This window comes from Streptomyces sp. NPDC001348, from assembly GCF_053597535.1.
This window is the reverse complement of record NZ_JBSFIK010000022.1, coordinates 44,911-64,221: the sequence shown is the minus strand read 5'-3', so window position 1 is coordinate 64,221 and position 19,311 is coordinate 44,911. Positions and strand designations below refer to the sequence as shown.

General features: G+C 70.6%; 17 protein-coding genes. 10 read left to right on the top strand and 7 right to left on the bottom strand.

What is annotated here, in order from left to right:
• Positions 1–29: 29 nt before the first annotated feature.
• Genes ACWC21_RS23090 through ACWC21_RS23080 form a run of 3 tightly spaced genes read right to left on the bottom strand, consistent with a single transcriptional unit; the run spans position 30 to position 3,138 of the window.
• Positions 30–860, bottom strand: a complete 831-nt coding sequence (locus ACWC21_RS23090; protein WP_450884684.1) for a carbohydrate ABC transporter permease — start codon at positions 858–860, stop codon at positions 30–32.
• On the bottom strand, positions 857–1,819 hold the full coding sequence (locus ACWC21_RS23085; RefSeq protein WP_450884683.1) for a carbohydrate ABC transporter permease: 963 nt from the start codon (positions 1,817–1,819) through the stop codon (positions 857–859). The genes ACWC21_RS23090 and ACWC21_RS23085 overlap by 4 nt, the downstream gene beginning before the upstream one ends.
• Complete coding sequence (locus tag ACWC21_RS23080) at positions 1,819–3,138, bottom strand: extracellular solute-binding protein (protein ID WP_450884682.1); 1,320 nt, start codon at positions 3,136–3,138, stop codon at positions 1,819–1,821. Before ACWC21_RS23080 ends, ACWC21_RS23085 begins: the two co-directional genes overlap by 1 nt.
• Positions 3,139–3,306: 168 nt before the next feature.
• On the opposite strand from ACWC21_RS23080, the gene ACWC21_RS23075 reads away from it, so the two are divergent.
• The 5 genes from ACWC21_RS23075 (at position 3,307) to ACWC21_RS23055 (ending at position 10,767) form a co-directional block, all read left to right on the top strand.
• A complete protein-coding gene (locus tag ACWC21_RS23075; RefSeq protein WP_450884681.1) occupies positions 3,307–5,673 on the top strand; it encodes a glycoside hydrolase family 2 protein in 2,367 nt (788 codons plus the stop codon).
• On the top strand, positions 5,673–6,710 hold the full coding sequence (locus ACWC21_RS23070; protein WP_450884680.1) for a LacI family DNA-binding transcriptional regulator: 1,038 nt from the start codon (positions 5,673–5,675) through the stop codon (positions 6,708–6,710). Before ACWC21_RS23075 ends, ACWC21_RS23070 begins: the two co-directional genes overlap by 1 nt.
• 25 nt (positions 6,711–6,735) lie before the next feature.
• Entirely contained in the window at positions 6,736–7,296 is a 561-nt protein-coding gene (locus tag ACWC21_RS23065) for an AAA family ATPase (RefSeq protein ID WP_450884679.1), read from the top strand.
• Between the two features lie 124 nt (positions 7,297–7,420).
• Positions 7,421–8,641 (top strand): thiolase family protein, encoded by a 1,221-nt coding sequence (locus ACWC21_RS23060; RefSeq protein WP_450884678.1) that lies wholly within the window; start codon positions 7,421–7,423, stop codon positions 8,639–8,641.
• Entirely contained in the window at positions 8,638–10,767 is a 2,130-nt protein-coding gene (locus ACWC21_RS23055) for a 3-hydroxyacyl-CoA dehydrogenase NAD-binding domain-containing protein (RefSeq protein WP_450884677.1), read from the top strand. The genes ACWC21_RS23060 and ACWC21_RS23055 overlap by 4 nt, the downstream gene beginning before the upstream one ends.
• A 61-nt stretch (positions 10,768–10,828) precedes the next feature.
• Here ACWC21_RS23055 and ACWC21_RS23050 read toward each other — a convergent pair whose 3' ends face one another.
• On the bottom strand, positions 10,829–12,841 hold the full coding sequence (locus tag ACWC21_RS23050; RefSeq protein WP_450884676.1) for a tetratricopeptide repeat protein: 2,013 nt from the start codon (positions 12,839–12,841) through the stop codon (positions 10,829–10,831).
• A 152-nt stretch (positions 12,842–12,993) separates the two neighbouring features.
• On the opposite strand from ACWC21_RS23050, the gene ACWC21_RS23045 reads away from it, so the two are divergent.
• Positions 12,994–13,611 (top strand): phosphotransferase-like protein, encoded by a 618-nt coding sequence (locus ACWC21_RS23045; RefSeq protein ID WP_450884675.1) that lies wholly within the window; start codon positions 12,994–12,996, stop codon positions 13,609–13,611.
• Positions 13,612–13,723: 112 nt separating this feature from the next.
• On the opposite strand, the gene ACWC21_RS23040 is transcribed toward ACWC21_RS23045, so the two are convergent.
• Positions 13,724–14,437 (bottom strand): SDR family oxidoreductase, encoded by a 714-nt coding sequence (locus ACWC21_RS23040; RefSeq protein ID WP_450884674.1) that lies wholly within the window; start codon positions 14,435–14,437, stop codon positions 13,724–13,726.
• Positions 14,438–14,610: 173 nt separating this feature from the next.
• On the opposite strand from ACWC21_RS23040, the gene ACWC21_RS23035 reads away from it, so the two are divergent.
• The 3 genes from ACWC21_RS23035 to ACWC21_RS23025 all read left to right on the top strand — a co-directional run bounded on the left by ACWC21_RS23035 (position 14,611) and on the right by ACWC21_RS23025 (position 17,038).
• On the top strand, positions 14,611–15,219 hold the full coding sequence (locus tag ACWC21_RS23035; protein ID WP_450884673.1) for a TetR/AcrR family transcriptional regulator: 609 nt from the start codon (positions 14,611–14,613) through the stop codon (positions 15,217–15,219).
• Between the two features lie 50 nt (positions 15,220–15,269).
• Positions 15,270–16,040, top strand: a complete 771-nt coding sequence (locus ACWC21_RS23030; protein ID WP_450884672.1) for a phytanoyl-CoA dioxygenase family protein — start codon at positions 15,270–15,272, stop codon at positions 16,038–16,040.
• A gap of 113 nt (positions 16,041–16,153) precedes the next feature.
• Positions 16,154–17,038, top strand: a complete 885-nt coding sequence (locus ACWC21_RS23025; protein ID WP_450884671.1) for an AraC family transcriptional regulator — start codon at positions 16,154–16,156, stop codon at positions 17,036–17,038.
• 138 nt (positions 17,039–17,176) lie between these two features.
• Here the strand turns inward: ACWC21_RS23025 and ACWC21_RS23020 are convergent, their stop codons facing one another.
• The gene (locus ACWC21_RS23020; RefSeq protein WP_450884670.1) at positions 17,177–17,719 is read right to left on the bottom strand and encodes a DUF4232 domain-containing protein; all 543 of its coding nucleotides are present in this window, start codon (positions 17,717–17,719) and stop codon (positions 17,177–17,179) included.
• A gap of 146 nt (positions 17,720–17,865) precedes the next feature.
• On the opposite strand from ACWC21_RS23020, the gene ACWC21_RS23015 reads away from it, so the two are divergent.
• Positions 17,866–18,864: a hypothetical protein gene (locus ACWC21_RS23015; RefSeq protein ID WP_450884669.1), complete on the top strand. Its 999-nt coding sequence runs from the start codon at positions 17,866–17,868 to the stop codon at positions 18,862–18,864.
• 58 nt (positions 18,865–18,922) lie between these two features.
• Here the strand turns inward: ACWC21_RS23015 and ACWC21_RS23010 are convergent, their stop codons facing one another.
• Complete coding sequence (locus ACWC21_RS23010) at positions 18,923–19,309, bottom strand: hypothetical protein (RefSeq protein WP_450884756.1); 387 nt, start codon at positions 19,307–19,309, stop codon at positions 18,923–18,925.
• Between the last annotated feature and the right edge of the window lie 2 nt (positions 19,310–19,311).

The window sequence follows — 19,311 nt, the reverse complement described above, 5'->3', positions numbered from 1 at the left end:
CGCAGTTCCCCGCGCCCCTTTGGGGCGCCTCATCTTGTCGCCCCTCTCATGAAGCCGTTGTAGATGAAGCGCTGCAGGGCGAGGAAGACGATCAGCGTCGGCAGGATCACCAGTACCGCTCCTGCCGAGATCGTCTCCCAGTGGGCGCCGAAGGGGCCGCGGAAGCGGAACAGAGACGTCGAGATCACGCCAAGATCCTGGGACGGCATATAGAGGAAGGGGATGTAGAAATCGTTGTAGACGGTGATCCCCTTCACGATCACCACGGTGGCCGTCGCGGGTTTCAGCAGCGGGAAGATGATCTTGCGGTAGATCGTGAAGGCGTTGGCGCCGTCCAGCCGGGCGGCCTCGTCGAGGGAGATCGGGATCGACCTCACGAACTGCAGGAAGATGTAGATCGAGACGATGTCCGTCCCCATGTAGAGCGTGATCGGCGCCCACCGGGTGTCGAAGAGGCCGAAGCTGTTGACGATCTGGAAGGTGGCCACCTGGGTGGTCACGCCGGGGACCAGCGCGGCCAGCAGGAACAGCGCCACCACGAGCTTCTTGAAGCGGAAGGCGAACCGGTCGATGGCGTACGCGGTCATCGAGCCGATGAGGACGGTGCCGCCGATGGCGAAGACCAGGATGAAGGCCGTGTTGCCGAAGGCCCGGAGCATGCCGCCGTCCTGGAACGCCGTCACGTAGTTGTGGAAGTCGAGCGGGTGGTGCGGCGCGGTGAGGGCGCCGCTGTCGTCGGCCATCTCCTCCGGGGTCTTCAGGGACGTCAGGAGGACGGCGCCGAGCGGGAGCAGAACGACCACCGTGGCGGCGATCAGCGACAGGTACACCAGGGTGCGGGCGACGGTACGGCGCGTCATACCAGGTCCATCCTGTTGTCGGCGGAGTCGGGGACGAGCCGCCGTTGCAGCCAGGTCACCGCCAGGACGATCAGCAGCAGGACGACCGCGGCCGCCGAGGCGAGCCCCGTCTTGTTGAACTCGAAGGCCAGCTTCACGGTCTGGATCACGAAGGTCTCCGTTCCGGTGGCGCCGCCGGTCATGATGTAGGGGATGTCGAAGGCGGACAGCGAACCGGAGACCGAGAGGATCACGGTCAGTGTCACCACTTGCTTGATGCCGGGCGCGATGATGTGGCGGAACTGCTGCCAGCGGTTCGCGCCGTCCAGTTCCGCCGCCTCGTACAGCTCTCCCGGGATGGACTGGATCGCGCCGAGGAAGAGGACGAAGTTCAGGCCGAGGTAGCGCCAGACGGAGACGCCCGCGAGGGAGAGGTTCGCGGAGACCGGGGTGCCCAGCCAGGCATGGTGGGAGCGCACGCCGAACAGGCTCAGCACCGAGTCCAGGGTGCCGCCGTCCTGGAAGAAGTAGAGGAAGACGAAGCCGATCGCCACCCCGTTGATCAGGTACGGGAAGAAGAGCACGCCCTTGAAGAAGTTCCGGAAGCGGACGTCGAAGCTCAGGACGGTCGCGAAGTAGAGCGCGGCGACGATCTGCACGGCGGAGGCGGCCAGGTAGTAGCCGCTGACGAAGAAGACCTCGAAGAGGTCGGGCCGGGTGAAGAGTTCGGTGTAGTTGCCGGTGCCGGTGTAGTGCAGTTCCGGGCTGACGCCGTCCCAGTCGGTGAAGCTGTACGCGACCATGTTGGCGATCGGTGCGTAGGTGAAGGTGACCAGCAGGGCCAGCGGGGCGAGCAGGAAGAGCCAGGGGGTCACCGCCCGCCCGATCCGTGTCCGGCGGGGCACGGGCCGCGGGACGGGCGCCGGCCCGGCCGGGACCGTGGGCACTGCGTGGTCCGCCTTCTGGGTGGTGTCCGTCATCAGGACCCCGACCCCACGGTCTTCTGCGCGGCGGTCCACTTCTTGGCGAGGCCGTCCAGGAAGTCGTCGAGGCTGCCGCTCTTCGCGCCGCGGGCGAGGTCGACCAGGTCCTGGCGGTAGTCGGGCTTGTTGATGCCGACCTCCGACTGGTCGTCGATCAGTTTGACCCTGGCGCCCGCCGAGTCGTCCAGCTCGATCAGCTTCACGCCGGCGGCCTCGTAGGGCTTGAGGACGGTGGGCAGGGGCGCGTCCTTCAGCGGGGAGATGGCGAGGTTGTCCTTGTCGTAGCCGGACTTGTCGGTGAACCAGTCGATCCAGGCGCGGGCCGCCTCCTTGTGCGCGGAGTGGACGTTGACGGCCTGGTTGTAGTCGGGGCCGACGGTCGCGCAGAACCTGCCGTCCACCTGGGCGGGGAAGGGCATGAAGCCGATGTCGTCGGGATTCACCCCGGCCTTGCGGGCCGCGTCCTGGAACTGGATGACCGCCCAGGTGCCGAGCCACTGCGTGGCGATCTTCCCCTTGGCCAGCTGGGCCTTGGACGCCTCCCAGTTGGTGGTCGTCGGGTCCTTCTCGGCGAGCCCGTCGTGCACGATGTCGTACAGCAGCTTGTCGCCGACGCGCAGGTCCGCACCCTTGGCCCAGGGATCGCCGTCGGCGAGCTTGGTGGTGGCCCGGGTGTCGCAGTGCACCGAGCCGTTGACGAACGTCCAGGAGGTCAGCGGCCACTGGGCGGCGAAGTTGGTGTAGTACGGGGTCGCGCCCGTCTTCGACTTGATCGCCTTGAGGTCGTCGAGGAACTCGGCCGGGGTGGTGGGCCACTCGGTGACGCCGGCCTGCTTCCAGACCCGTTTGTTGTAGACGAAGCCCGGGGTCACGCCGATCGGGCTCTGGCCGTAGACCTTGCCGTCGACCGTGGTGAAGTCGGTGAACCGGTACTTCCTGGCGCGCTCCTGCCGGGTGCCCAGCGAGGCGAAGAACCGGGGGTAGTCGCTCTTCTTGATCACCCCGGGGATCAGCAGGACGTCGCCGTAGTTCTCCGTGTTCATCCGGATCTTGACTTCGGACTCGTAGTTGGTGAGGGCCTGGAACTCGACCTTCACCTTCGGGTACGTCCTGTTGAACTCGGCGGCGTACTTCTTCATCGTGCCGTCCTGTACGAGGTCGGTCCGCTGGGTGAGGACCGTGATGGTCCCGCTCACCTTGGACGGGTCGTCCGGCGCCTTCGCGTCGGCGCCCTTAGTGGAGCCTCCCGTACCGGTGCAGCCGGCGAGCAACAGGGCGGCTCCCGCGGCCGTGGCCAGGATCGTGCGGCGGTTCATGTGCATCAGCTCCGTTCATTCCGTTCATGACGCATGGGACGGACGAGCACTTGCGAGATGGCTGGTTCGGCACTCTGACAGCGCTTTCCTCAACCGGTAAAGTCCCATTCCCGCCAAGGCTGCAGAGGTACGTCCGATCCCGTGTCTGGACCGGTTTAGGGAGTGCGCATGCTGGAGGCCACACCGCTCACCGAGGGCTGGATCCTGCGCCACGAAGGAGAGGCGCTGCCCGCCCGGGTGCCGGGTTGCGTGCACACCGACCTGCTCGCGGCCGGGCTGGTCCCGGACCCGTTCCTCGGACGCGCCGAGACGGAGGTGGCCTGGGTCGGGCGGCGGGAGTGGACGTACGAGCGGGAGCTGCGGGAGACGTCCGCGCACGAGCGGACCGATCTCGTCTTCGACGGTCTGGACACCGCCGCCGAGATCACTCTCGACGGGCGACTCCTGGGGCGGGTGAGGAACATGCACCGCTCCCACCGCTTCGACGTGACCGGCGTGACGGGTCTGCTGGCGGTACGGTTCGCCTCCGCCTACACCGAGGCCGAGACCGTCCGCGAGCGGCTGGGCGAGCGGCCCGCCGCCTACGCCGAGCCGTACCAGTACATCCGCAAGATGGCCTGCTCGTTCGGCTGGGACTGGGGGCCCACGCTGGTCACGGCGGGCATCTGGCGGCCGGTGCGGCTGGAGCGCTGGTCGACCGCCCGGATCAGCCGGGTGCGGCCGCTGGTGACCGTCGAACAGGGCACGGGTGTCGTCGAGTTGCGGGTCGACGTCGAGCGGACCCGGGGCGAGGCGCGGCTCGCCCTGGAGGCCCGGGTGGGCGGTCGGGCGGCACGCGCCGAGGTCGACGGGACGAGCGGGGTCGTACGGCTGAGGATCCCGGACGTGGAGCTGTGGTGGCCCCGGGGCTACGGCGAGCAGCCGCTCCACGGCATCGAGTTGACGTTGGTCCACGGTGACGAGGTGCTCGACACCTGGCACCGCCGGATCGGTTTCCGCACGGTCGGGCTGGACCGGCGGCCCGACGCGCACGGCACCGGCTTCGCCCTGGTCGTCAACGGGGAGCGGCTGTTCGCGCGGGGCGTGAACTGGATCCCGGACGACGTCTTCCCCTCCCGTGTCACCCGCGAGCGCTACCGGGAGCGGCTGGGGCAGGCCGCCGCGGCGGGTGTGGACCTGGTGCGGGTGTGGGGCGGCGGGATCTACGAGAGCGAGGACTTCTACGACGCCTGCGACGAGCTGGGCCTGATGGTCTGGCAGGACTTCCCGTTCGCGTGCGCGGCCTACCCGGAGGAGCAGCCGCTGCGCGGCGAGGTGGAGGCGGAGGCCCGGGAGAACGTCGTACGGCTGATGCCGCACCCCTCGCTGGTGCTGTGGAACGGCAACAACGAGAACCTGTGGGGCTTCAGGGACTGGGACTGGGAGCGGCGGCTGGCCGGGGACTCCTGGGGCGAGGGGTACTACCTGGGTCTGCTGCCGCGGGTGGTGGCCGAGCTGGATCCGACTCGGCCGTACACGGCGGGCAGCCCGTGGTCGGGGTCCTGGGCGCACCACCCGAACGACCCGGCGCACGGCACGCACCACTCGTGGGAGGTGTGGAACCGGGAGGACTACGCGGACTACCGGCTGAGCGTGCCGCGTTTCGTGGCCGAGTTCGGCTGGCAGGCGCCGCCCGCGTACGCGACGCTGCGGCGCGCGCTGCCCGGTGAGGAGCTCGCGGCGGACTCCCCCGGCATGCTGCACCACCAGAAGGCGGACGACGGCAACGGCAAGCTGGAGCGTGGCCTCGCCCGTCATTTCGTCCTCCCCGAAGGGGATTTCGACCGCTGGCACTATCTGACGCAGGTCAACCAGGCGCGGGCGGTGGCCGCCGGGATCGAGCACTGGCGGTCGCAGTGGCCGGTGTGCGCGGGGACGGTGGTCTGGCAGCTCAACGACTGCTGGCCGGTGACGTCGTGGTCGGCCGTCGACGGGGACGGGCGGGAGAAGCCGCTGTACCACGAGCTGCGGCGGCTGTACGCCGACCGGCTGCTGACGCTGCGGGCGGGGGCGGAGGGGCTGGTGCTGGCCGCCGTCAACCAGTCCGCCGAGGAGTGGACGGGGACGGTGACGCTGCGCCGGATGACCGTGGCGGGGGCGGTGGTCGGTGCGGCGAGCATGGCTCTGGCGGCGCGGGCGCGGACGGTGGCGGACATCGAGGTGCCCGGTGAGCTCGGGCCGGCCGGGCCGAAGGAGTTCCTGGTCGCCGACATGGAGGGGGTGCGCGCCCTGTACTTCCCCGCCCCCGACCGGGAGATCCCCTACCCCCCGCCGGAGTTCGACGTGAGCGTCGCGCCGGGCGCGGTGACGGTGACGGCCCGTACCCTCGTACGGGACCTGCTGCTGCAGGCCGACCGGCTGGACCCGGCGGCGCGGGCGGACCGCGGACTGGTCACACTGCTTCCCGGGGAACGGGTCACGATCGGCGTGCGGGGCTGGCGGACACCCGACGAGGCCGCCGCCCGGGCCGCCCTGTACTGCGTGGAGCCCGCCTGATGACAGCGACGCCGAGCCCTCGCGTCACCATCAGGGACGTCGCCGCGCGGGCCGGCGTGTCCAAGGGCGCGGTGTCGCTGGCCTTCAACCACAAGCCGGGGCTGTCGGAGGCGACCCGCGACCGCATCTTCGCGGCGGCGCGGGAGCTGGGCTGGGCGCCGAACCTCACCGCGCGGTCCCTCGCGGGCGCCCGGGTGGACGTGGTGGGCCTGGCGATCTGCCGGCCGGCCCGGATGCTGGGGCTGGAGCCCTTCTACATGGAGTTCATCTCGGGCGTGGAGAGCGTGCTGACCGAACGGTCCTGCTCGCTGCTGCTCAGGCTCGTACGGAACGTGCGGGAGGAGGCCGGTCTGCTGGAGTCCTGGTGGAAGGGGCGGCAGATCGGCGGGGCCATCCTGGTGGACTTCGGGACGGACGACCCCAGGCCGGCGGCGGCCGAGCGGCTGGGGCTGCCGGTGGTGGCGGTCGGACACCCGTCGCTGACCGGGGGGCTCACCTCCGTGTGGACCGACGACGCCACCGCCGTCACGGAGGCCGTGCACTACCTCGCCGCGCTCGGGCACCGGCGGATCGCCCGGGTCGGCGGCGCGGCGGCCCTCGGGCACACCGCGATGCGCACGGCCGCCTTCGACCAGGCGGCACGGTCCCTGGAGCTGGCCGGGGCCTGGCAGGTCACCACGGACTACTCCGGTGAGGCGGGGGCCCGGGCGACGCGCTCGCTGCTCACCGCCGCGCCGCGGGACCGGCCCACCGCGATCGTCTACGACAACGACATCATGGCGGTGGCCGGGCTCTCGGTGGCGTCCGAGATGGGCCTGCGGGTACCCGCCGACGTGTCCCTGCTGGCCTGGGACGACTCCCAGCTGTGCCGGCTGACCCACCCGACGCTGTCCGCGATGAGCCATGACGTGCACGGTTTTGGCGCGGAGGCGGCCAGGACCCTGTTCGGGGTGATCACGGGAGAGGGCCCGGGCTCGCATCCGGTCCCCACCCCCGTGCTGACACCGAGGGGGTCGACGGCACCGCCGGATCGCTAGTCGCCCGGCGCTAGCATCGGGTCCCGTGATCGTATGGCTGAACGGCACCCACGGCGCGGGCAAGACGACGACCAGCGCGCTCGTGCAGCAACTGATCCCGGACTCGCGGGTGTTCGACGCCGAGAAGGTCGGCGAGACGCTCATGGACATCACGCCGGGGCTGCCCGAGACGGACAACTTCCAGCACTGGCCGCCGTGGCGGCCGCTCGTCGTCGAGACCGCCCGCCGCGTGCTGGACTACACCGGCGGCACCCTGGTGATACCGATGACCGTCCTGGTCGAGCAGTACTGGCGCGAGATCAGCGCGGGCCTCGCCCGGCACGCCGTCCCGGTCAGGCACTTCGTCCTCCACGCCGACCAGGACACTCTCCGCGGGCGCATCGCGGGCGACACCGTTCTCGGCCCCGACTCCCCGTTCCGTCTCAGGTACCTCGAGCCCTACGCCGAGGCGGCCCGCACGTGGCTGCACGCCGAGGCCGAGGTCGTCGACACGACGCACCTCACGCCCGCCGAGGCCGCCCTGCGGATCGCGGAGGCCGTCAAGGGAGGAGGAGAGACGGCCTCCGGCACCGCGCCGCCGATGTGACCTTCACCGCTTGGGCAGCCTGGACTGGGCAGCTACGTTACCGATAAGTAGCATGGGTCCTGAGCGCGCGCTCAGCGCTTGCGCGTCGCAGCAGTGCCATCCCGCACCCTGGAGGAGAGCCATCGTGCCTCGTACCGTCAGGGACGTCGTCTTCGTAGACGGCGTCCGCACCCCGTTCGGCAAGGCGGGCCCCAAGGGCATCTACCACGAGACCCGCGCCGACGACCTCGTCGTGAAGGCGATCCGGGAGCTGCTGCGCCGCAACCCCGGGCTCGACCCGAAGAAGATCGACGAGGTCGCCATCGCCGCGACCACGCAGATCGGCGACCAGGGTCTGACCCTGGGCCGCACGGCCGGCATCCTGGCAGGTCTGCCCCAGTCCGTCCCCGGCTACTCCATCGACCGCATGTGCGCCGGCGCGCTGACCGCCGTGACGACCACGGCCGGTTCGATCGCGTTCGGCGCGTACGACGCCGTCATCGCCGGCGGTGTCGAGCACATGGGCCGCCACCCGATGGGCGAGGGCGTGGACCCGAACCCGCGCTTCGTCTCGGAGAAGCTGGTCGACGAGTCCGCCCTGTTCATGGGCATGACCGCGGAGAACCTGCACGACCGGTACCCGCACATCACCAAGCTGCGCGCCGACGAGTACGCGGTGCGCTCCCAGGAGAAGGCCGCCAAGGCGTACGCCAACGGCAAGATCCAGGCCGACCTGGTGCCGATCTCGGTGCGCCGCACCACTCCGGAGGCCGGTGAGACGGGCTGGGGCCTGGTCACCGCCGACGAGCCGATGCGCCCGGGCACCACCCTGGAGAACCTCTCCGGTCTCAAGACCCCGTTCCGCGTCCACGGCCGGGTGACCGCCGGTAACGCGGCCGGTCTGAACGACGGCGCCACCGCCTCGATCATCGCGTCCGAGGACTTCGCCCGCGAGAACGACCTGCCGGTCAAGATGCGCCTCGTCTCCTACGCCTTCGCGGGCGTGGAGCCCGAGGTCATGGGCTACGGGCCGATCCCGGCCACGGAGAAGGCCCTCGCCAAGGCGGGACTGTCCATCGAGGACATCAACCTCTTCGAGATCAACGAGGCCTTCGCCGTCCAGGTCCTGGCCTTCCTCGACCACTACGGCATCGCCGACGACGACGAGCGCGTGAACCAGTACGGCGGCGCCATCGCGTTCGGCCACCCGCTGGCCTCCTCCGGCGTCCGCCTGATGACGCAGCTGGCCCGCCAGTTCGAGGAGCAGCCGCACGTCCGCTACGGCCTGACCACCATGTGCGTCGGCTTCGGCATGGGCGCGACGGTCATCTGGGAGAACCCGCACTTCGACGGAGGCGACAAGTGAGCACCACCGCTGAACTCCTGAAGGGCGCGGCCGAGCTGTTCCCGGACGAGGTCGTCACGCAGGCGCACGTACGCCACTTCGACCTGCCCCTGGGTGCGGGCCGCTTCGCCCTCATCACCCTGGACAACGGCTTCGACCACACCAAGCCGACCACCTTCGGCCCGGCCTCGCTCGCGAACCTGAACACCGCGATCGACCAGGTCGAGAAGGAGGCCGCGGACGGCGAGATCGTCGGCGTCGGCATCACCGGCAAGCCGTTCATCTTCGCGGTCGGCGCCGACCTCAAGGGCGTCGAGCTGCTGAAGGAGCACAAGGACGCGCTCGCCATCGGCAAGGGCGGCCACGAGGTCTTCAAGCGGCTGTCGGGCCTCGCGGTCCCCACCTTCGCGTACTACAACGGCGCGGCGATGGGCGGCGGCGTCGAGGTCGGCCTGCACTGCAGCTACCGCACGGTGTCCGCGGCCCTGCCCGCGTTCTCCCTGCCCGAGGTGTTCCTCGGCCTGGTCCCCGGCTGGGGCGGCTGCACGCTGCTGCCGAACCTGATCGGCGCCGACAAGGCCGTCTCGGTCATCATCGAGAACAGCCTCAACCAGAACAAGCAGCTGGGGGGCAAGCAGGTCTACGAGCTCGGGATCGCCGACGCCATCTTCGAGGGCGCCGACTTCCTGGAGCAGTCGCTGATCTGGACGGCGGCCGTCCTCAAGGGCGAGATCGCCGTCGAGCGCCCGGCGATCGACCGCGGTGAGGGCTGGGACCAGGCCGTCGCCAGGGGCCGTTTCATCGCCGACTCCAAGGTGCACGGCGCGGCCCCGGCCGCCTACCGCGCCCTGGACATCATCGCGGCCGCCAAGAACGGCGACCTGCAGCAGGGCTACGACGCCGAGGACCAGGCGCTGGCCGACCTCATCATGGGCGGCGAGCTGCGCGCCGGCATCTACGCCTTCAACCTGGTGCAGAAGCGCGGCAAGCGCCCGGCGGGCGCCCCGGACAAGAACCTGGCGCGTCCGGTGACGAAGGTCGGCGTGGTCGGCGCGGGTCTGATGGCCTCGCAGCTCGCCCTGCTGTTCCTGCGCCGCCTGGAGGTCCCGGTCGTCCTCACGGACATCGACCAGGAGCGCGTCGACAAGGGTGTGGGCTACGTCCACGCCGAGATCGACAAGCTGCTCGGCAAGGGCCGCATCAACCAGGACAAGGCGAACCGGCTGAAGGCCCTGGTCACCGGCGTTCTGGACAAGGCCGAGGGCTTCGCGGACGCCGACTTCATCATCGAAGCGGTGTTCGAGGAGATCGGCGTCAAGCAGCAGGTGTTCGCGGAGGTCGAGGCGGTCGCCCCGGCGCACGCGATCCTGGCGACGAACACCTCCTCCCTCTCGGTGACGGAGATGGCGTCGAAGCTGCAGCATCCCGAGCGGGTCGTCGGCTTCCACTTCTTCAACCCGGTGGCGATCCTCCCCCTTCTGGAGATCGTCCGCGGTGAGCAGACCGACGACGCGTCGCTCGCGACCGCCTTCGCGGTGGCCAAGAAGCTGAAGAAGACCGCGGTTCTGGTGAAGGACGCCCCGGCGTTCGTCGTCAACCGCATCCTGACCCGTTTCATGGGCGAGATCCAGAACGTGATCGACGAGGGCACGCCGATCGAGGTCGCGGAGAAGGCGGTGGAGCCCCTGGGCCTGCCGATGTCCCCGCTGGTCCTCCTCGAGCTGGTCGGCCCGGCGATCGGCCTGCACGTCTCGGAGACCCTCAACCGGGCCTTCCCGGACCGCTTCACGGTCTCCGAGAACCTCGCCGCCGTCGTCAAGGCGGGCAAGCGCGGCTTCTACGTCTACGACAGCGGCAAGCCCGAGCTGGACCCGGAGGTCGCCGCGCTGCTCAAGCAGGGCGACACCGTCCTGACCGAGGAGCAGGTCCGCGCCCGTGTGCTGGACGCGGTGGCCCAGGAGATCGGGCTGATGCTCGAGGAGGGCGTCGTCGCCGAGGCCCAGGACATCGACCTGTGCCTCATCACCGGCGCGGGCTGGCCCTTCCACCTGGGCGGCATCACGCCGTACCTGGACCGCGAGGGCGTCTCGGAGCGCGTGAACGGCAAGCAGTTCCTGGCCCCGGGCGTGGCGAGCGTTCCGGCGTAGCCGCCTTCCGTACGGCTGTCCGGTGCCCGGCACATCGATCTGGTGTGCCGGGCACCGGTTTTCAGTGCGGGTGCGAAACCTGTGCCAGGACTTCCCTGATCTCCCTCAGTGTCAGCCCGACGCTTCCGTCGCGGTCCCTGTCGGCGATCTCCTCGAAGTGTTTCGCGGCCGTCTCCAGGTCGCCCCTGCGGCGGGCGAGGATGCCGGCGTAGCGGTTGCCCTTCAGATGGCCGGGGTACTCCTCCAGGATCCTCGCCACGACGTCAGCGGCCTCCTCGTCCTGTTCGGACTCCATGAGCAGCTCGGCCAGTTCAGGCCGGGGATCAGGCCTGTTGAACCCGTACCGTTCGCGCTCGAACTCCGCATACCGCTCGACGGCGCGCCGCAGCCACTCCACGGCCTCCTCCGCGCGCCCGAGACCGCGCAGTGCACGCCCCAGGTAGTAGGACGCCTCGACGATGCCCTCCTCCCAGGCCATCACCAGCCATCGCTCGGCCTCGGCATGGCGCCCGTACCGAACCATGCTCATGCCCGCGAGGTAGGCCGGCCGGGCCAGGCCCGTCTCGGCCGCCCGTACGTACCAGCGTTCCGCGAACTGCGGGTCGCCGCGGCGTTCCTCGCTGATCCAGCCCACGTGCCAGGCGGCCCGGCCATGTCCTAGCAGCGCCGCCCGGTGGTACCAGACACCGGCCGAGCGTTTGTCACCGGCCTCGGAGTGGATCTCGGCGATGTCGTACGCCGCCTCGGCGTCCCCTGCCGCCGCCGCGGGCTCGTAGAACGGGAGCATGTACGTGCCCTTGGCACCGCCGAGCTGGTACTGCATGCGGCCGAGGCCGAGGCCGGCTCGCGGAGTGCCGGCCCGGCGATACCACTCGGCGGCCTCGGGCAGCCGGCGCAGCCGGTCGAGCGCGTCGGCGTAGGCGAACATCTCCTCGGGGCCGGCGCCGTCCGCCTCGGCGGCGGCCCGCAGGCCCGGCAGACGGGCCCGGCGCTCGGCGTCCGCGGGGCTCTCGGGCTCCGCCCGCAGCTCGGCGATCTCCTTGAGCGTGTCGACGATCAGCTCCTGGACGCCGTTGAACGCGTCGTAGTTCTCCTCGTCCACCCCGGTTTTGCGCAGCCACTCCTCCGCCTCGTCGAGCCGGCGCTGACGCTTGCACAGCACTCCGAGCCTGAGGCAGGCGAGGTCGTGGCCGCCGTTCTCGTCGGCTGCCCGGAACCATTTCTCCGCCTCCCGCAGCTCGCCGCGTTCCTCCCACCAGATACCCAGCACGAAGGCGGCGCCGGAGTATCCGAGTCGGTGGCTGCGCTCGGCGAGGGCACGTGCCTCCGGCCATCGGCCGGTGTCCCGCTCCACGAGGATGGCCTGCTCCACGAGCGCCCGGGCGCTGCCGAGCGCGGCGGCCCGGGCGTACAGCGCCTCCCCTGCCGCCACCGTGCCGGGATAGGCGTCGAACATGCCCTGGTACTCGGGGTCACGCAGGTCGCTCAACGCGTCGTAGGCGGCCTCGGGGTCCCCGTCTCGCTCGGCCGCCGCGAGCGCGTCCCCCCATCGCTCCAGGTCGTCCTGGATGCCCTCGACGATGTGGCGCGCCTGGAAGGCCTTCCGGTCTCCTCTCTCGCACGCCTCGCCGAGCCGGACCAGCGCCTCCTCCCACGCACCCTGCCCGGCGAGCATCACGGCCCCGTTGGTCACGCACTCCAGGCTGCCCAACTCGGCGCCCCGCGCGTACCACTCCTGGGCCCCGGCCTGATCTCCCGCCTCCTTCAACAGCGTGGCCAGCCCGAACGCACACCCCCCGTCCCGGTCGGCGGCCGTGCGATACCACCGCTCGGCCTCCTCGAAGTCCCACCGGTCCTTGTGAACGATGGCGAGCGTACGAGCCGCCTCGGCATCCCCTTCCTCAACCGCCGCCTTCTCCCACCAGGGCAGCGCCTCGTCCACCTGGCCCTTGCGGGTGAGGAGTTCGGCATACGCACGTGCCGCACCGGGCCGGCCGGCCTCGGCGGCGGCCAACTCGGCTTCGTCCGTCCCGGTGTTGGCGTTCGGTGTCCTTGATGATGGTTGCTCACGCATCCGAAGATCCTGCCAGAAGGCCGGCGATGCCTCCCGGCAGGTCTGTCGCCCGGCAAGCTCACCGCCGGGCACCGCCTTCAAGGGCCCCCGCCGGTCAGGGGCTGAGCCGGGCGGGGTGCCTGCTCGCCGGCGCCCTGCTGTAGGAAGGTCGTATGACGACGGAGGAAGCTCTCGGCACGGTGGACCCGGCGCACGCCCGTATCCCCGACACACCGGCCGGCGGGACGGTCATCCTGCTCAACGGCACGTCCAGCTCCGGCAAGACCAGCATCGCCCGGGAACTCCTCGGCATGCTCGAGGGGAGCTGGTTCCACATGCCCGTGGATGCCTTCCATGCCATGCGCTGCGACCGCGACATGGCCGGGGAGGACCTCCAGGCCGAGATCGACCGCACGGCCAAAGGGTTCCATCGCGCCGTCGCCGGCATGGCCGCGGGAGGCAACAACCTCGTCGTCGACCATCCGCTGAGCCGCCGCTGGCGGCTGCTGGATCTGCTCGACCTGCTCGTGCCCGAGGACACGGTCCTGGTCGGAGTCCGTTGTCCGCTACCGGAGTTGGAGCGCCGCGAGAACGAACGTGGCGACCGTCAGGCCGGGTTGGCCGCCATGCAGTACCACCAGGTGCACTCCCACGCACTGCACGACATCGACGTGGACACCAGCCTGCACAGCCCGCGGGAGTGCGCCGCCCTGATCCGCCGCTTCCTGGCGGACCGGCCACGCCCCACCGCCTTCGAGACGCTCCGGCAGCTGCTGCGCACATCCGGCTGAGCCGCTCGACGAGGTCACCGCCGACTGGATCAGTACGCGACGAGTAGTACGCGGTGTGTATTATTCGGCTGCGGCGGCCGATGACGCGAGGCCGGCCACCGGCCCCCGCTCGTCAGGCACGGGCGTGGACGCCGATGCCCCCGGAGACGACGAGGTTGTCGCCGGTGATGTAGCCGGCGGCGTCCGAGGCGAGGAAGGCCACGGCTTCGGCGACGTCGGCGGGGGCGCCGACGCGGCCGAGCGGGACGTCCCGGGCCCAGGAGTCGATCATTTCCCGGGGGACCCCCATCCTGCCGTAGACGGGCGTGTCGATCAGTCCTGGACTGACGGCGTTGACGCGGATGCGGCGGGGGGCGAGTTCGAGCGCGAGGGACCGCATGAGGGGCACGAGAGCGCCCTTGGCGGCTGTCATGGCGGCTCCGATCCCCTCGCCGGCGCCCACGGTGAACACCACCGAGGCACCCTCGTTGAGAAGTGGAAGCGCCTTTTGCAGGGTGAAGAAGGTGCCTTTGACATTGATGTCGAACAGGTCGTCGAAGGTGTCTTCGTCGGTCGACTCGATCGGGCCGGGGCGGGAGACGCCCGCGTTGAGGAAGAGCAGGTCGAGGGAGCCGAGGTGCCGGCGCACCTGGTCCATCGCATGGTCGAGGTCCGGCAGGGACCGTGCGTCGGCCCGGACGACCCTGACGTCTTCGGGAAGACCGGCATCGGCGACACCGCCGACGCCGGTGACCATGACGCGGTGGCCACGGAGGTGGAGCAGCTCGGCGGTCGCCTTGCCGATGCCGCTGGTTCCACCGGTGATCAACGCTGCGGGTGCGGACATGATGCGTTCCTTTGCGTACTCCGGGGCGGGTAGGGGGCGATCGGCGAGCGGCGCCTGCCAGGGGAACGGCCGGCGTCGCCGCGACGACCACACGAGGCAGCGTATGCCAGATTGGCAGCGACTGCCAAGCTTGATGTGGGTGCCGGCAGGCAGCGCTCGGCTAGCCTGGTGGCATGCAGCAGGAAGCCAGGACAGCGACGGGCGCATCGACCACGCTGTGGGACCGGACGCGGCAACTGGCCTCCCAGGAGATCCTCGAGACCGCTCTGCGCCTGTTCACCGAGCAGGGCTACGACGAGACGACCATCGCCCAGATCGCGCGAGAGGCCGGCGTCTCCCAGCGCACCCTCTTCCGCTACTTCGGCACCAAGGAGGACCTCCTCGGCGGCGACCGGCACCGGTTCGGGCAGGTCCTGAGGGACACGGTCGGCGAACAACCCGTCGAAGCCGGCGTCTGGGAGGCCCTGCGCGCGGGCATCGCCGCCGTACTGGCCCTGCACGACAGCGACGAACAGGCCCTGCGTCGGTTCCGTCTCCTGCACCACACCCCGTCCCTGCGTGCCGGCTGGCTCGAGAAGCGGCTGCAGTTCCAGGAGGACCTGCTGCCGCTCGTCGAGGCACGCTTGGACCCCGCCGCCGGCAACGCGGCTCCGAGGGCCCGCGCGGTGATCGCGACGGCGTTCGCCTGCCTGGACGCCGCGACGATGACATGGGTCGGCGACGACGGCAGGGGCGACATCATGGACCTCTACGACGCGTGCCTGGCCGAAGTGCGCGGCTAGCCGGCGGCGGCCGGCCGCCGCCGCCGTCGTCGTCGTCGTAACATCCGTCCATGGCGTCCGGACCTCTCTCGAACGGTCAGATCGACGAATTCGTCGAACGCGGCTGGACCGTTCTCCGGAACGCCTTCGCTCCGGCGGTGGCCGCAGCGGTGCGGCGGGACCTCGGTGAGCGGATCGGGATCGACCTGGAGCGCCCGGAACAGTGGACCCGGCCCCAGGTCTGGCTGAAGGAGATGCTGACGGAACCGCCGTACACGGACGCTCTGAGCGAGCGGTTCCGCTCGGCCGTGGATCAGCTGGTGGGGCCCGGCCGTTGGCGGATGACCCGGGAGATGGGCTGGTGGCCGGTCAACTTCCCCAGCTTCGACGACCCGCCCTACGGGGACGATTGGCACATCGAGGGAAACTGGTTCCGCCACCACGTCCGGTCGCCCGAACAGGCACTGCTCAATCTCTTCTGCTTCTCGACGGTGGACCCTGGCGGGGGCGGAACCCTCCTCGCCGACGGCTCGCACCACCGGGCCGCCCGCATCCTGTGGGAGGCGGAGCCGGGCGGGCTGGAGGCCGACGAGTTCGACGAACCCATGAAACACGTGCTGGACGTCCTGGACCGTGAAGGCCGGCCGGGAGTGACCGAGGTCGTCGCGCAGGAGGGCGACGTGGTGCTGGCCCATCCGCTGCTGCTCCACTCCTCCCATCCGAACCGCGGGACCCGCCCGCGGGTCATGGCCCAACCCCCTTTCAGCATGACCGAACCCAGGCGCACCACGGGAGACGGCCTGTTTCCCGTCGAGATCCCGTTGGCCCGCGCCCGGCCGTGACCGCAGGGCCGGCCCGGTGTGCTGCCGCACCCGACCGGAGCGGGCACAGGATGTCGGGTGCGGAGGGCCCGGTCCTTCCTAACGTCGGTGACCGAAAGGGAAGGAGGCCCGGGTTGCTGGATCGGCTGAACCAGGCCATGGAGTACATCGAGGATCACCTCGACCAGCGCATCGAGGTGTCCGCGCTGGCCCGGATCACGGTCACGTCGGAATACCACTTCCGGCGGCTGTTCTCGTCGCTGGCGGGGATGCCGCTGTCGGAGTACGTCCGACGCCGGCGGCTCACCGTCGCCGGAGCCGAGGTGCTGGCCGGGGAACCGACCTTGCTGGAGATCGCGATCCGCTACGGCTACACCTCGGGGGAGGCCTTCGCCCGGGCGTTCCGTGCCGTCCACGGCGTCGGTCCCGGAGAGGCCAGGCGTACCGGCGCCGCTCTCAACTCACAGCCCCGGCTGTCCTTCCGCCTCACCGTCGAAGGGAACAGCACCATGCGGTACCGCATCGTGGAGAAGGAAGCATTCCGGGTCGTCGGCAAGAAGGCGCGTGTCCCGTTGATCTACCAGGGCGTCAACCCGCACATCGCCGAACACGTCCGGAGTATCTCGCCGGAGACGTTGCTGCGGATCGTCGGCCTCTCGGACCAGGATCCGGAGGGCGTGGTGTCGGCGACCGTGCGTCTTTCGGACGGCTTCGAGGAGGGCAGCGAACTGGACTACTACCACGGCGTGGTGACCACGGCGGCCGAGGTGCCCGGGGACCTCGACGTGCTGGACTGCCCGGCGGGCACCTGGGCCGTGTTCGAGAACACCGGGCCGTTCCCGCGGGCGCTGCAGCGGATGTGGGGTGACGTGGCCGCCCGGTGGATCCCGTCCAACCCGTACGAGTACCGTCCCGGGCCGGAGATGCTGCGCACCCGTCCGTCACCGGACGACCCGGCGCAGTCCGACGCACAGCTGTGGATCCCGGTGACCCGCACCGCGGTCCGAGCCGGACGCTGAGAGTTCGCCCGGCCCCTGGAGGAGTCCGCGTCACCGACGGGGGCGGCCGGTCCCAGTACAACGGCGCCGACCACCGAGTGGTGGCCGGCGCCCGCGTGCCGGGAGCTCCGGTGCCGGAAGCACGACCTCCCGAGCTGGTTACCGCCCGACCGGGTGGAGGTAGGTGGCCGGGTGGGTGGCGCCGTCCTGCTTGAGGATCTGGCCGCCGAACGGCCACTTCAGGGTGAAGTGCTCCGTCTCGTTGGGCGGGGTGACCAGGAACTTCGCCGGAACGAACTTCTCGTTGCGCGGCGTGGACGCGGCCACCGGGAGCAGGGTGATGCCGAAGTCCGTGGTGTCCCCCGGCTGCAGGACCAGCTGTTCGGGCTTCTCGGCGGAGCGCGCCAGCGACCAGGTGCCGTCGGTGGGCTGCGCACCGACCATGTCGACACCGGCGAAGCCGTACAGGGTGCAGGTGTGCGTGCTCTGGTTGGTGAACCAGATGAACGCCTCCGTCTGCTTCTCGGTCTGCCCCATCTCCGGCTTGGCGTCGTCCCCGGTGGCGAAGCCGGCCTTCAGGTCGGCGGTGTGGCAGCGGGCCGGTGCGGCCTTGACGGTGGCGGCCGAGGCCGGGACGGCGGCAGCGGCGGTGCCGGCGACGACGACGGCCGCAAGGGCCACGGCGGTCAGCTTGCTCTTCATGATTCCGGGTTCCCCTCGTATGCGAATCGGCGCGCGAGGTCAGTGCGCGCCTGCGCACCTGAAGACGCCTGATCTCCGGGGGAGGTTCGGTGTGCCGGAGAACCTTTTTTCACGGCGTACTTTCGCCGGGATATCTTGATACCACCATGAGGGCAACTCGCTCGCGACTCATAACGATCGCGACCATCGTGCTGGTCACCGCCGGCGTCCTGATCACCGTGCTCCGCGCCGGCCGCGACGGAGGCGAGGATGCCGGCCCCCGCCCCGGGGAGCGCGCGCAGCAGGTGGACCTGTCGCGCGAGGTGGCGGACTTCACCAGCCGGTTCGGTCCGGGCCACGGTTACCGGCAACCCGGCGCAGCGGACCGCGCCGCGGTCGCCGAAGGCGTCGGGCTGCTCCTGGACGGCCACCGGGAACGAGCGGAAGACCTGCTCTCACAGCATGACTTCACGGTACGCACGGTTTTCGACCGGGTCTCCGGCCACCACTACGCCGAGGTGGCCGACCGCACCGACGCCACCGCGACACCGCGCGGCTGGGGCCGGGTCTACGTCGATCTGGACCACCCTCCGCGCTGGTCGGTCCAGATCCCGCACCCGGTGGCCGACCTCGCCACCGAGCAGCTGGGCGTTCGGGTGCTGCGCGACTCCCCCGGCGGCGTCCTGGTGCTCGCGGGCGCACATCGCAAAGCCGGACGCGGCAACTCCGCGGACGTGGCGCACCGTCGCGACACCGTCTTCTACGCCATCTGCGCCGAGCTGGTCCGCCGCGGGATGCCCGGGGTCCAGCTGCACGGCATGACGGCCTCCACGGCCCCCGGGTACGACGTGGTCGCCTCGACCGGTGCCGGTTCGGCGGGCCGCGCGGACGGTCGCGGACTTGCCGACGCCCTGGGCACGCGCGGCTTCCACGTGTGCCGGGCCTGGGAGCGGAACTGCCCGCTGGAGGGCCGGGAGAACGTCGAGGGCCGCGCAGCGGAAGCCGCGAACGTGCCGTTCCTGCACGTGGAGTCCGCCCCCGGGGTACGCGTCGACCGGGCGCTCGCCGACCGCGCGGCGGCCGCCGTCGCCGAGGTCACCCGCCGCTGGGCGAGCGGCGTCGGCGACCGCGGAGGAGAGGTACGAGGCGGCTCGGGCCTCCGCTGACTCCGGTCGTACCCGCAGCAGCTCACCGGTCCGGCCAGGGCGACTCGGGCAACCCGCCTCAGGAGTGTGCGGCCGCCTCCACGTGGACGACACGCAGTTCCGTGCCGTCGCGGTCGCGGCGGGAGCGGCCCAGGATGCCGACGGCGAGGTGCGAAGGGTCCTCGGGATCGTCGCGCGGGACGAAGGTGACGACGTCCGGGTGGTGACTCGTCACCAACCAGCCCTCGCCGGTGTTGAGTTCCAGCACCCGGAAGTCGCCGGCGGAGGTGGCGACATGCACGGGGCCGAACTCGCGGAGGATGCCGACGGCCTGCTCGGTGAGATCAGCGGCGGGCTGTTCGAGCACCACGCAGGTGCCGTGTTCGAACAGCACCCATGACTTGCCGGAGCCGGTGAGCAGACGCCGCCAGGCGTCGATGAGTGTCTCGGTGTCCACGGTGGTCATCA